The 12,966-nt window shown below is 38.6% G+C and carries 12 protein-coding genes; 5 read left to right on the plus strand and 7 right to left on the minus strand.

Annotated elements, in window-relative coordinates:
- Positions 1-47: 47 nt before the first annotated feature.
- From HCJ96_RS14655 to miaE (HCJ96_RS14665), 3 genes are all read right to left on the minus strand, one after another.
- Positions 48-992 (minus strand): DUF4435 domain-containing protein, encoded by a 945-nt coding sequence (locus tag HCJ96_RS14655; protein ID WP_169211833.1) that lies wholly within the window; start codon positions 990-992, stop codon positions 48-50.
- Positions 992-2,320 carry an AAA family ATPase gene (locus HCJ96_RS14660; protein WP_211162847.1) on the minus strand — a complete coding sequence of 443 codons (1,329 nt, stop codon included), beginning with the start codon at positions 2,318-2,320 and terminating at the stop codon, positions 992-994. The genes HCJ96_RS14655 and HCJ96_RS14660 overlap by 1 nt, the downstream gene beginning before the upstream one ends.
- 256 nt (positions 2,321-2,576) lie before the next feature.
- On the minus strand, positions 2,577-3,344 hold the full coding sequence (gene miaE, locus HCJ96_RS14665; RefSeq protein ID WP_169211834.1) for a tRNA isopentenyl-2-thiomethyl-A-37 hydroxylase MiaE: 768 nt from the start codon (positions 3,342-3,344) through the stop codon (positions 2,577-2,579).
- A gap of 285 nt (positions 3,345-3,629) precedes the next feature.
- Between miaE (HCJ96_RS14665) and HCJ96_RS14670 the strand changes: the two genes are divergently transcribed.
- From HCJ96_RS14670 to HCJ96_RS14685, 4 genes are all read left to right on the plus strand, one after another.
- The gene (locus HCJ96_RS14670) at positions 3,630-4,514 is read left to right on the plus strand and encodes an AAA family ATPase (protein WP_169211835.1); all 885 of its coding nucleotides are present in this window, start codon (positions 3,630-3,632) and stop codon (positions 4,512-4,514) included.
- Between the two features lie 299 nt (positions 4,515-4,813).
- A complete protein-coding gene (locus HCJ96_RS14675; protein ID WP_169211836.1) occupies positions 4,814-5,113 on the plus strand; it encodes a hypothetical protein in 300 nt (99 codons plus the stop codon).
- 734 nt (positions 5,114-5,847) lie between these two features.
- Positions 5,848-6,756 carry a replication-relaxation family protein gene (locus tag HCJ96_RS14680; RefSeq protein WP_169211837.1) on the plus strand — a complete coding sequence of 303 codons (909 nt, stop codon included), beginning with the start codon at positions 5,848-5,850 and terminating at the stop codon, positions 6,754-6,756.
- 186 nt (positions 6,757-6,942) lie between these two features.
- A complete protein-coding gene (locus tag HCJ96_RS14685) occupies positions 6,943-7,833 on the plus strand; it encodes a hypothetical protein (RefSeq protein WP_169211838.1) in 891 nt (296 codons plus the stop codon).
- A gap of 388 nt (positions 7,834-8,221) precedes the next feature.
- Here the strand turns inward: HCJ96_RS14685 and HCJ96_RS14690 are convergent, their stop codons facing one another.
- Both HCJ96_RS14690 and miaE (HCJ96_RS14695) read right to left on the minus strand, forming a co-directional pair.
- Entirely contained in the window at positions 8,222-9,844 is a 1,623-nt protein-coding gene (locus HCJ96_RS14690) for a recombinase family protein (RefSeq protein ID WP_169211839.1), read from the minus strand.
- A 37-nt stretch (positions 9,845-9,881) separates the two neighbouring features.
- Positions 9,882-10,025, minus strand: coding sequence for a tRNA isopentenyl-2-thiomethyl-A-37 hydroxylase MiaE (miaE, locus tag HCJ96_RS14695; RefSeq protein WP_169211840.1), 144 nt, complete (start codon positions 10,023-10,025; stop codon positions 9,882-9,884).
- Between the two features lie 218 nt (positions 10,026-10,243).
- Between miaE (HCJ96_RS14695) and HCJ96_RS14700 the strand changes: the two genes are divergently transcribed.
- Positions 10,244-10,843: a Yip1 family protein gene (locus HCJ96_RS14700; protein WP_169211841.1), complete on the plus strand. Its 600-nt coding sequence runs from the start codon at positions 10,244-10,246 to the stop codon at positions 10,841-10,843.
- 75 nt (positions 10,844-10,918) lie between these two features.
- Here HCJ96_RS14700 and purF read toward each other — a convergent pair whose 3' ends face one another.
- Together purF and HCJ96_RS14710 are read right to left on the minus strand one after the other, a co-directional pair.
- A complete protein-coding gene (gene purF / locus HCJ96_RS14705) occupies positions 10,919-12,439 on the minus strand; it encodes an amidophosphoribosyltransferase (RefSeq protein ID WP_169211842.1) in 1,521 nt (506 codons plus the stop codon).
- 15 nt (positions 12,440-12,454) lie between these two features.
- Positions 12,455-12,943 carry a CvpA family protein gene (locus HCJ96_RS14710; RefSeq protein ID WP_169211843.1) on the minus strand — a complete coding sequence of 163 codons (489 nt, stop codon included), beginning with the start codon at positions 12,941-12,943 and terminating at the stop codon, positions 12,455-12,457.
- Between the last annotated feature and the right edge of the window lie 23 nt (positions 12,944-12,966).

Here is a 12,966-nt window from a genome sequence, read left to right on the forward strand (position 1 = left end):
GCATTATATAAAAAAGGCTAACCTATAGGTTAACCTAATTCAATCATCTAAGCTGCCATTCGTTCGCTGACTTTAGTAAGAAATTCGGTCAGACATTCTGGTGTTTCCGCATACTGAGATAATTCAGAAATACAGTTGTCCTTGGTTAAGCTTAAAATAACCTTTCCCTTGGCACTAAAAAATGAAGGAGCTTTTTTTCCCCTATCCACTTTGAGATTCATTAAAAACTTTCTCAGAAACTCAAGCTGTTGCTTCCCTCTCATACTTAACGTTAAATTCTTCTTATTGAAGTAGTCCTGTGCATCTTTCAAAGCCGTTGGACATAGAGAGAGCGCCTCATAGTCTTTGAATAAGTTTTCAGGTGAGTCATTATAAACTTTTTCAACCTTATCAAGTGAAATAGTTACAAGATCATCAATTTTGATATTTTGAATGTTAAGTGTTTTTGGTGCTTGTTTGCGATATTCCATTAATCGATGAGCTTTTGCCCAACAATTAAAAGGCAATACACAGCTATTAAACTCTTCTAATCTCGCATTAAATGCTTGAATGCACTTAGCGTACTCAGCACTATGCTCATTAAACTCAGTTATATTGAATTCAGAAGATAAAATATCTTTAAATACTGACTCAGATACATAGTAGTTTTCAATTGAATAACCGCTCGTTACATAAATTCGATCGTTATCAGGGTTTTCATACCAATCCTGAAAATCATGATCTATAAAGCAGCAATAGTTAGCGTGTTTGTAAAGTGGATGCCCACTAATTGCATCATAAAGCTCTATTACAACTTTTCTTCCGCCCGAATTAATACCTTGCCAATTTCCCTTTCCAATATGAATATCAACTCTGTTTGAATAATATTTTTCATCTTGTCCTTCAAACAAGCAAATTAAATTGTCTTTATTTTTAGAATAAATTCTTGAGAACTCTAATAGTTTTACTGAATACGAGCTCCCATGCTTCTGCATAGTTGAAACTCGATCCATTATAATTCCTTTATGTAGTGTCCTAAATCAACAGTATATTGAGCTAATTCATTTTCAAAAATAAAAGGTGAATGTGTAGTTGTAAACAAAAACGAGCACTTACCTGAATTTAAGATATCTGGCAAGAGTGTCTTCTGCCACTCAATTGAAAGGGACAATTCTGGCTCATCAAAAAATATAGCTAAGTTGTCTTCTCTTTTTAGATATAACCGAGCAAATAGTGAAATGATTTGCTTCTCACCTGATGATAGGTTTTCTATATCTACAGATTTCCCATTCTTTCTTCTGACAATATCTATAGTCACATCACTTTCATTGTAATCAATTTTTTTATCAACTAAATAACGATTACAAACTTCACTAAACTCTTGAATGGCTTTGTCATTACTTTTCTGCTCACCGTAAACTTTAACCAAATTAGATATAAAATATACAAGTGGGTCATGGCCTGAAAATATCTCTCCAGAATCTACAAGTCTGATAATTTCTTTTTTGTATGACTGTTGAATATTATTGCCAATTCTATCCAATACAATTTTCAAAGCTTCAGCGTCAATATTGTTTTTTGTTTCATCATCAACTTTAAACCCTTCGACCAGTTGGCTTAACATTTCGCCATTAACCTTTGAAAACCATTGAACAGAGGAAGATTTTATTTCCTCCGTGATTTCTTCAAACCTTTGACTAACGTCTTTCATCCCAAAGTTGATCGAGTGTTCATTTGAAATATCAACACTTTCATTAGCAGACAACTCTTCAAAGTCCTGTTCTACCCTACGGTATGTAGGTAAATATACGATATTTAAACCAAATTTTTCTCTTATACGTTTTAGCTTTTCTTTGCCTTCAACAAGATCTTTAAAACCTTCGCCCTCAACGTTTGACATATCAGATAACATAGAATGTATATGACGCCCTGGCATCTCAGCTCTTTTTGAAACACTATTAAGGATTGAGCTTCTTAGAAAAACTTTGTTGGGTGACGTTAGATAATGCTCTATAAGTCTAAGGGTTTTAGGTTCACCCACTTTTCTTTTTAAGTAATCGTAAATACCGTTTTTAGTAAACGAGTCATAAGATATGCTAAATTCAGAACTTTTAATTTCAAACTTCTCGTCATCAGAGAACTCTACACATATTTTGTCGAACTCTATATCTCGTAATTTATGTATATCACCTGACAGAATACCAAACAAAGCATTCAGAACAGTAGTTTTACCGTAGCCATTCTCAGCGACTAAAACTTTAATATTTTCTGAAAAATCAATCGAAACATCCCTTTCACCATAAAGTTTTTTTATAGTAAAGTTTTTTATTATTTTATTCATACATTTCCCTATCAATTAGCTATATATATAACAAGTTACATCTAATAAAATCAAAAGCTAAGTTAAAAATATAATTTCACTTTATCGAAACCCACATACTTTAAATTAATTTGTAGTAAATTTAATTCATGGATAGTTTCTAAATTCCATCCATCTTTATAATAATGTCTCAATTATTAAACTCCATTCATCTTTATATTAATCATCTCAATGATAAAATAGGAGTGTCTACTTTTAGTTCCAAGATTCAACATGTTCAGCTTGCTGGACGACCACTATGAAATTTAAAGTCACTATCGGGCGAATTGATTAACTTCGCTTCAATTTCACCAAAAAACTTAATTCGTTCCTCAACCTTTTCTTCATTAGCATCACCTGCTATTTGCTTGGCTAATGTTATATAGTCTTGATAGTGACGTGCTTCGCTCCTCAAAAGCGAAATATAAAAATCACTAAGACGTTTATCGACATGAGGGGCAAGAGCTGCAAAGCGCTCACATGAACGTGCTTCGATATAAGCACCAATAATGAGCTTATCGATTAAAATATCTGGTTCATAGGTTTTAACATTACGAATCAACCCTTTTGCATATCGAGCAGGTGTGATACTTCTGTATTCAATATCGTACTCATCCATGATTTCCAATACTTGATAAAAGTGATGCAACTCTTCTTTAATCAAAAGTACCATTTTATCAATAAGTTCTTGTCCGTAAGGTGAGTCAGATTTAGGTAATACTGATTTTGATAATTTATTCTTATCAGCCAGTTCTCGCCAATCACCTTCCTTCTTGTAAATTAATCGCTCAAACGGTTCAAGCCACTTTAACAATGCATCACCACTTTCTTTATCAACAGCATACTTGCGAATCAAGTACATTGCTTGTTGTCCTGCCTTTAACTCACATACTAGGTGGTCTAATAAAACAGTTGGTAAGTTTTCTGTTTTTGTAGCTTCTTCAATCCATTCTTTAGGAGTTTCGCAACCCAAAAATTCTTGGATAGGTTTCAATAAATCTTCCAAAGCAAGCTCTCGTTAACTACTTGATACAAGTGCGGCTGCTGTCTACAGCTACGCAAAATTTGAATCGATTATACCACATTCAAGCATAATCTGAGTTAACAGCATCAAAAAGGATGAGTCAAAATCCATTTGTTTTGAACTGCTGAGTACGCAGTTTATAACTATAAATTTTTCAATTTCAAAAATTGAAAATTTATAGGTTTTGGACATACGAACTAATCAGACTTACTAGGACATATTTTCATGCACGAACTATTAACCTTATGATTTATAGGAGTAAAAAAATTGAAAAATGTAAGTGCAATGTTTAGCGATTGCCCAGTCTATCAGGATAAAGATAGTTTTAACTACCATCAATTGTCAGAAGAGTGTAAGACCGAGGGCATCCAACTCAATAAGTTTTTACCGCGAAGCGCTGGTGAACTTAAGAAGAAAGTTTTACCAGAAAGGGATAATTACCTTGGCTATCTAATACAGTCTCAATCAATCGTTAACCTCAATGCTCCATCTGGTGTCTGCAAAACATGGTTAGCAATGGCGCTCTGCACCGCAATCGCTACTGGTGGTGAATGCATTAATTGGAAAGCAACTTCACCAAGAAGGATCGTTTATCTTGATGCTGAAATGCCTGAAGCAGATATCCAAGGGCGGGTAGTCAGTTTTTCAAAAGGGTTATCTGGGCAAGCATTAAACCTTTTTGATCGAAACTTTAGAATACTGAATCTCGATGGTGCTGGTGAGCCGTTACCAGATCTTACTTCGGAGTTAGGTCAGAAAATTGTTGAATACCACTGCAAAGATGCTGACGTGCTTGTTATAGATAATCTTATATCTGTGCTTACCGACACTGATGATCAAGATGTGCTGCGTGTTAAACAGTTTACTAGTTGGTTACGAAAGATGAGGGGTTCAGGTAAGACGATTATAACAATCAATCACACAACAAAAGATCTTAAAAGACTCGGCAGCGTGGTGCTGGACACATATAACGATGTCACTGTTGATATCAGAGAACCAGTATTGAAAAAGGGCGAGGATAAAAAGGATTATTTACATCTTATCTTTGCAAAAGGGCGTCACTTGACACCCGAACAAAAGAAAACAATTCATTTTAAATTTTCAATTGATGAAAGAGGCGTAAAATTTTGGCAGATACGTCCTGAGTCATAATATTTCCCACTGCATACTTCTATTTATTATTAAGGCCAGAGCAACTTGCTTTTAAACTGCCATTCGATAATGCGGGAAAGCGCTGGGAGCGACGAAAGTCATACGTATTGCTGTGAACCAGCTTTACTGCTGCTGGAAATAATATTGAGGCACCTACAGGGTGCCTTTCCCTTTTTAATAGAGCCTGCTTTTAATAAAAATTTTTCAGCATAATAACTTTTTCTTTCAAAAAAAAATTTGTCGCAAAATTCTTCTGAAACTACGTGACAGTCGCGTAGTAAATTTAAGGAATCAGGCACATGTCTTTAAGAAAAACACACTCAAAGCTACAAGAAGTTATCGAGACAGAAAAGTTTTTAAAGTTACATCAATACAGCTCAGCGGCGTATATTTTGTCTAAGATTTTTCTTTCGTTAAACGAAACCTGGCGAAATGAAGATTTGAATATTAATATGATTGATTTACTGCAACTCGATAATAATAACTACAATAACTTGATAGCTATCATCGACTACGTCTGGCTGCATAATAGTGTTCGAACTTCCTCACTGTTTGAAGCGGAATCGATGCGACTTATGAGAGAAATTGTTAAGCAGTGATATTCAAACTGTCCCAAAATTTTCCCTGTCACTGCTCTACTATAGAATACATCGGTAACGTTTTTGAAGAGCAGTCTTCTTGGGCTGCGTCGAAATCTTCGGTGGCGAGAGCCATTACCAATAGTAATAGTTTTCGCGAATAGTATTAGGGCTTCCATAGGAAGCCCTTTTTTGTGCTTTTAGTAAAGTGACTCTCCGCGCTGCCTTCTTGCGCTCACTTTGCTAGGAAGCACATCATGCCCGAACGGGTGAGAAGTGTTCAGCGACGAATCGATATGTCTGTCATATCGACCCTGGGGGAGCCGATTTGAAAATTGTCGCCCCAGCGAACAATAACCGTTCCCAAACGGTGGTTTTGAATTGGGGGCTTGCCCCCTTCTCTCAAGGAACTGGTGACGCCGAGTATCGCTGCGATTAGGCAATTTGAACAGATTATTGGGGATGCGTAACATCACCGAGAACTTGTGAAAATCCGCACTATCGGGGGGATACTCGCCGTCGCGAAGCGATGGAGAGAAGGCTTTTCGTGTATTGGTAATGCGGAGGCGCGTCCAGCGCAGGAGTATTAACAATCCGAAAACATCAATAAACATAGGCCGTTCAGACCGAAGTGTTTGATATGTGCTATTCAAAGAGCACTATAAGGCTAAGCCACGTCACTATTTACATGTGGTGGCTTAGCTTTTCCCTTATGGCATTCCTAGATAATTGCGTAATGTATTGGTATCAATGAAATGAAAAAACACTACCTTCGAAAGCAAAATGAACAGCTATCTAAACTTTGGGGAGTAGCTAAAAGCAAGAAACTTAGTAGCCTAAAACGTGAAAATGAAATTTTGTATTCATTGGCTAGGTTTGGCTGGTTAACTCATCACCAGGTTACCAATTTGCTGCAACCCAAAGACTTGCTTGGTTCAAGCTCTATCAGAAAAATCCTGAAACATTTGACCACGGAAGGTTATGTTTATGAAAATAACTTGAATAGAAGCCCTGGAAGTCAGTGTAAAAGCTATTCGCTTACAAGGAGAGGAATGAGACGTATAGGTGAGATTGACAGCTTAAAACGCACTATACGCAACACTTCTATTTCAAAGCGACAGATGGACGAAAAATATGAATATCATCGTCTTACCGCTAATCAAATACTCATAGACCTAAGACACAATAGACACAACTTGCCTATCGCATTAGATCACTTCATAACAGAGCATGAATTAGGCAGGATGAGAACTGCATTTGCAAATCATTTCGGCTGCATACCTGACGGATTTGGAATTGCTGAGAATAAATTTGTAATGATTGAAATCGAAAATAGTGTAAGAGGCCCTCGTCGACACGGTTCTAAACTTACTCATTGGCTGGAAGTTTATGCTGAACGACTTCATCATCAAACGCGATTTTCAGGCCACTTTTTGGCTCTCGGAAGTGCTGGTAGTTATCAAGACGTCATTCAAATTTTCGTATGTACTAACGAAAAGAACTTTCGAAGCATATGGCGGAAAGTTGAAACTGTAATGCAACATCACCGTACTTATTCTCATGTATTTTATTTGGTCATGAAAAAGAAACATTGGGTATCTCCCTTAAATGGTGCTTTATTTATGGAGCATAATGAACGGCAGGTTTTAAATTTTTTTCATTAAAAGGTTTGCTATCGAAAAATATACTTTCATTTTTCCATTAGGTTCGATTTGTATAAAAAAAACTCAGCTGAATCTGATGTCATTTACTTATAATTTCTATTGTTGTAATCTCCTCTTCGCCTTGATTACAGGGTAATAGCTGGCATGTATGCCAAAAATAAAAAAAGCTAAATTAGGACTTAGCAAATGAATTTATTAAAAAAGATAAAAGTAGGAAGTCTTGCCGCATTAGCTCTCTCTGGCTGCGCTATGACCTCAGAACCATATTCAATTGATACAGCTTCATCAAATATAAAACCTAAAAAATTTATTTTCAAAAATGTTGAAATGGATGGGTACGATGGTTTAACAGCGACCAAGATCACACCAACGGTCGAACGTTACATAGAGGATAATGCTGCATTTTATAAATGTCGCTCCTCACTTTTTGGCAGCAACTGTAGTCAAACCTCATCTTCTGGAATTAAAGATACGTGGGGATCAAATGTTTCTAGAACAGATTCCTCCTATACACTTACCTACTTCAGTGATAAAAAATACTCTACTGGTCGCGTCGATAAAGCAACAATAGAACAAACTCTTCCTTTCACTGTAGATGTTAATGAAGACGCTGTCACACTAACTTTGTCACCACCTTCGGCAGCTAATGCGAAGCCAACATCAGATGCATTAGGGCTTCCCTATGCTGTTCCTATTTCAGATAAAAATGTAGTTGCGTGGACTGCTTCGCTGTTTGAGGATTCTAAAACCGTTTCTATAAAACAAAATGCAGCAAAAGCTGGTGAATTTGACGTCGAGCTTGATCCAAATTCGGTCAGAGCTAACTTAATGAGAGAGTTTGACCTTGAACTTTCTGAGTCAACTGACGACATCCTATGGAAAGCTAGCACAACTCGTCAATTAGGCGATGCTAAAGTTCATATCGACTTAACTGTAGGCCTTTATCGTGGTAATACAAAAGTTGAATACACTATAAAGCATCCTTTCAATCTAAATAGCGATGGGACGATTAGTGCATTTAACGCTGATATCATTGAGATAGCTTTAAAACAAATAAAGGACGCTGCTAACGCCTAAATACTTAGGAATATTAAGGCAGAATTACTTTAATAGCTTTTCTAATGAGCATGAAGTTACTCTTTGTTGATAACAGTGTTGCAACCTTAATCACAAAAAATATGTAACTCTTATCATTCAGATCAGAAAAGTCCAGTTCTCAATGCTGAAACTGGGCTTTTTATTTTGCAGGAAAATAAAAATAGACTCCCAACTTCAAATTAGATCATTGCTCGCTAGCGAGGCTAGCCTAAGTTAATTTTTAACTCCAAAGAGAAATGAACTATTAAGAATCATAGCTCTGTTTCCATGTGCGAAAAAAAATGACGTAACCCACTACTTTGAATAAGCTTTCTTCTATTATATAAAACACAAGAAACAATCGCCTTCTAGTTTGAAGCACTTATTATTAGGTTGTTATTTTTTGAGGTATATATTCACTTCCATCAATAAGTGTGACAGGTTCAAATCGTGGGACATTAACTATTTTCTCGTTACTAAAAATTAAAACTTGGTAGCACTGGCTGCTGCTTCCTTTTCCAGAGTTATCAAATCCGAGATATTTAAACTTTGGAGCATCACCGTTTGGTATATGAACAGTCACATTCTGACCGTCGCATACTAGTTTATAACCTGCTTGTTGCAATAATCTATTCAACTTCAAATAATCTTGACGATATCCTCTCTCAATTTCGAGCAATTGATTCAATTCAATTAGATCCGCAGCATTCCCTAACTTTTCAGTTAATAACTCCTTATCCTTTTGAAGCTTCGCACGCTTTAAATTTAATTCTATAGTTTGATCTTCTGCTTCTTGAACTCCTGCTAAAACGAGCTTTGTGAGTCGATTTATTTCAGTGGATATCTCATTAATCTTCCCTTCGATTACATATATTTTGTCTTGGGTATCTTTTGTTGTTTGCCCTTGCGTGACTTCCTGAATAGCGTCGGGTAGGCACCAGTGAGCAATAATATCTATGATTACCAGAGGTATCGTTTTCTTGTTATCACAACCAATGATGCCATTCTCAGTTTTAACAAACCCAATGCGTCCCCTTTTGGTACATCTGCCATTAATATTTACATGTCCGTTTCTACCAACATTTTTTACAAAGGTCATATTGCTGCCGCATCGACATTTCGTAAGTCCACCCACAAAATAATGTTGGGATTTCGATGCTCTTTTTGTCCGGCTTGCTAATGCATTCTGTACTTTATAAAACAAAGGTTCTGGAATTGCGGGGGGAAAAACATTTGGAATATCGCCCCAATATCCGATGGCGGCCTTGTTTTGTAGCCACTTTAAAATTGTTCCAGGGTTGACCATTTTAGTCTTGTTGCCTTCCGTCTTAAGCAGCCAATCTTTCCTAAATCCATCACCAAAAATTTCAGGCCAACTTTGTACTAATTGTCGTTGAATATAACGTTGACCGTCTCCTAAAAGATAACGCTCATAAATGAACTTTAGAATATCCGCGTGTTTCACATTTAAAGATAAATCTTTGTTAATCCAAAATGGAGATTTGAGCTTAATCTGCTCTCCCCTCCTAGCTTTCCTTCGCCTGTGTTGCCAAGATTCTGATATTCTTCTACTAAGATTTTTAGAATACTGATGTGCTTGCTGAAATTTACCGATCAATACTTGTAAGAGACCATTATTTAATGAAGAAGTGTTGTATTGAACGAAGTCATCCAAGCTAACAATGGTTACGCCCGCTTTTACGATTTTCTGTAGTATGGGCAGCATTTCCATAGGCTCAAGTCGTCCTAATCTGTCTACAGCTTCAATCAGTATATAGTCACCATTGACTATTTTGTTACTTTCTACAGCAACTAATAGTTTACCGAATGCATTGTCTAAATGCGCACCTTTGTAGCCCGATAAACCCAGGTCTTCATACGAATCTTCAGAAAGCTCTACATCCGGGTGCTGTTCCATCCATGCTTCAACAGCGTAGAGTTGTCGCTCATATGACGAGCCTTTTCTCTGAATTTGACTACTAAATCGGATATATCTATATGATTTCGGCATCTCGACCCTTTATGTTTTTAGCTTTGCAAATTGTACACTATTGCTCGCAATTACAATGATCGATTAACAACGCTTCCAGCCGCTCTGGCTCGCGGGCTTTGTCTACCCCCGCCTGCGGCGTCTGACAATGCAGGAACGCGTTAATGGGTGCCAGCAACTGGTCGAGTACAGCTATTTGCATAAGTAAGGCTCTTGCTCAAGTGACCGTATATTTTACCTAAATTGCCACGTGCTGGCCAATCTGGAAGCAAAATCTTTTAGCTTTCAACATGATGATTTATTAAACAAAGTGATTGACGATTAACCATGTATACTGCATATTGAGTTGTAAATACTTTGTTAACTTTAATACAAAAAACAAACAAGTTTAGTAGTAAAGTCAGTACGTGAGGTAGATTTATGATTTTAAATCATCTGGTTGGCATTTACACTCATCCGAAGGAAGAGTGGCAGACTATAGACAAAAAGCATGAAAGTTATTTTTATGCGCTCAGTCACATCGCGATTATCGCCCTAATCCCAGCCATAGTAGGTTATTATGCTTCTGCCCATTTAGGATGGCGAATCGGCGCAGGCGACGTAATCAAACTGACCGAATCAAGTGCCTTGACCATGGCGGTATGCTTATATTTTGGTCTGATTGTAGGCGTAATTGCGCTGGCCGTTCTGATTCATGAACTGGCAAATGCATTCGAAGTAAAACCCACCTATACACAATCACTTGAATTAGCAGCTTACACCGCCACGCCGATATTTATGGTGGGTTTTGCTGCGTTATACCCTGTCTTGTGGTTTGTGATGACGGTGGGGCTGGCAGGTCTGTCCTACTCAGTGTATTTGCTGTATTCAGGCGTACCCATTTTGATGCATATGCCAGAAGATAAAGGCTTTATTTATTCCAGCTCAGTGGTCACCTGCGGCCTGGTGTTGCTGGTCATCCTTATGGCCAGCTCAGTTATTATGTGGAGTATGGGTTTCGGCCCTGTCTACATGCACTAATTACAGTGCCCCACACGCAAAAAGGCCGCGAGATGATCGCGGCCTTTTTGTATGCTCTATGCCATCGACCTTGCCTCAGTCACTATCCATATTGTGCATATCAAGGTTACTCAGTTCCGCCTGTAAAACCGGTGCCTGTCGCGCTTTTTCGCTGCGCGCCAAATCGATTTTCTCCAGATACTGCTGATCAATATCGGCGGTGATGTAATTACCATCAAACACTGAAATTTCAAATTGAGTAATGCTGTCGTTTTCTTCACGCACCGCTTCTACCAGGTCGCTTAAATCCTGAAAGATTAAACCGTCAGCCTGGATAAGATCGGCGATTTGATCAATCTCGCGACCATAAGCAATCAGTTCATTTGCCGAGGGCATATCTATACCATACACATTAGGGAATCGAATTTCTGGTGCTGCTGAGGCAAAATAGACCTTATTGGCACCCGATTCACGCGCCATCTCGATGATCTGTCCAGATGTGGTGCCACGGACAATCGAATCATCCACCAACAACACATTTTTCCCTTTAAACTCTGATGAAATTGCGTTCAGCTTACGACGGACTGACTTCTTACGCATGGTCTGGCCCGGCATAATAAAGGTACGCCCAATATAACGATTTTTGACGAACCCCTGGCGGTATGGAAGCTGCAGCGTATTGGCAATTTGCAATGCCACATCCATTGAAGTTTCCGGAATAGGTATGACCACATCAATTTCTTTATCAGCCCATTCGCGCGCGATTTTTTCACCCAGCTTACGCCCCATGTTTACCCGTGATGCATACACTGAGATACCATCGATAAACGAATCTGGACGGGCAAAATAGACAAACTCAAAGATACACGGCGAAGTGTTGGGTTTGTCGTAGCATTGCTGCGTATGCAATTGTCCTTGTTCAGTAATGTAAACCGCTTCACCCGGCGCCACGTCGCGTACAAAGGTAAACCCTACCGCATCCAGGGCGACACTTTCCGAGGCCACCATATATTCTTCACCCATTTCGGTAATGCGTTTACCTAAGGCCAGCGGACGGATACCATTGGGATCTCTAAAAGCTACCAGCCCCTGGCCGATAATCACAGCAACAGCGGCATACGCTCCACGAATCTTTTTGTGAACACGGGTCACAACGTTGAAAATATCCTCTGGTGACACGGTCATTTCCGTGCACGATTGCAGTTCATGCGCAAAAATATTTAACAGAATTTCTGAATCAGACGTAGTATTGATATGACGACGAGCACTGCGGAAAACTTCTTCCTGCAGTTCATGTGAGTTAGTCAAATTGCCGTTATGCGCAAACGCAATTCCAAACGGTGAGTTTACGTAAAACGGCTGTGCCTCTGCTGAACTTGAGGTACCTGCTGTAGGATAACGGCAGTGGCCTATGCCCAGGTTTCCCGTCAGGCGCTTCATATGGCGCGTATGAAAAACATCCCTTACCAATCCATTACCTTTGCGTAAATTAAAGATATTTTGGTCAATGGTAATGATACCGGCAGCGTCCTGGCCTCGGTGCTGAAGAACAGTCAACCCATCATACAGTGACTGCGCTACTGGGGTTTTACCCGCGATTCCAACAATACCACACATCTTTTCGCTACCTACTTAAACCGACGTTAAAAAACTCGAGCCATCCTTCATAAATTCGAAAAACCACTCAATAATGACTGTAAACTCGGGGATTAATAGTGATTGTCCCCACCCCTGCGATTCCGCAGCTGGCGTAAATGTATCCAAGAAAAATAGTAGTGCACTGATAATAAGCACGCCACGCAATGCGCCAAAAACGAGCCCTAGTGCGCGGTCTGTTCCGGTCAATCCTGACATCTGGACAAGCTGCCCAAGTGCCACATTGACTAAACCGCCAAGTATGAGTGTTGTTATAAATAGAACAGCGATCGCTGCGCCGTTTCTTAATATTTGATCGTCTATTCGTGTAAAATAAACGGCTAAGTCAGCATAGAACTGACTGGCAATAAACAGAGCAGCAAACCAGACCACCAGAGAAATAGCTTCTTTAACAAAGCCTCTCATTAAGCTGATCAAGGTAGAAACCGCAATTATGCCTAATATGGAAAAGTCGACCCAATTCATATATTACCTGGCCTGACATCAAA

It is taken from the genome of Alteromonas ponticola, from assembly GCF_012911815.1.
Taxonomy (GTDB): domain Bacteria; phylum Pseudomonadota; class Gammaproteobacteria; order Enterobacterales; family Alteromonadaceae; genus Alteromonas; species Alteromonas ponticola.

Excerpts from the sequence above, each read along its gene's own strand:
- HCJ96_RS14700 (WP_169211841.1), top strand. The coding sequence starts at position 10,244 with ATGATTTTAAATCATCTGGTTGGCATTTACACTCATCCGAAGGAAGAG.
- purF (WP_169211842.1), bottom strand. The coding sequence starts at position 12,439 with ATGTGTGGTATTGTTGGAATCGCGGGTAAAACCCCAGTAGCGCAGTCA.
- HCJ96_RS14710 (WP_169211843.1), bottom strand. The coding sequence starts at position 12,943 with ATGAATTGGGTCGACTTTTCCATATTAGGCATAATTGCGGTTTCTACC.
- HCJ96_RS14675 (WP_169211836.1), top strand. The coding sequence starts at position 4,814 with ATGTCTTTAAGAAAAACACACTCAAAGCTACAAGAAGTTATCGAGACA.
- miaE (WP_169211840.1), bottom strand. The coding sequence starts at position 10,025 with ATGCAAATAGCTGTACTCGACCAGTTGCTGGCACCCATTAACGCGTTC.
- HCJ96_RS14690 (WP_169211839.1), bottom strand. The coding sequence starts at position 9,844 with ATGCCGAAATCATATAGATATATCCGATTTAGTAGTCAAATTCAGAGA.
- HCJ96_RS14655 (WP_169211833.1), bottom strand. The coding sequence starts at position 992 with ATGGATCGAGTTTCAACTATGCAGAAGCATGGGAGCTCGTATTCAGTA.
- HCJ96_RS14660 (WP_211162847.1), bottom strand. The coding sequence starts at position 2,320 with ATGAATAAAATAATAAAAAACTTTACTATAAAAAAACTTTATGGTGAA.
- HCJ96_RS14680 (WP_169211837.1), top strand. The coding sequence starts at position 5,848 with ATGAAAAAACACTACCTTCGAAAGCAAAATGAACAGCTATCTAAACTT.
- HCJ96_RS14685 (WP_169211838.1), top strand. The coding sequence starts at position 6,943 with ATGAATTTATTAAAAAAGATAAAAGTAGGAAGTCTTGCCGCATTAGCT.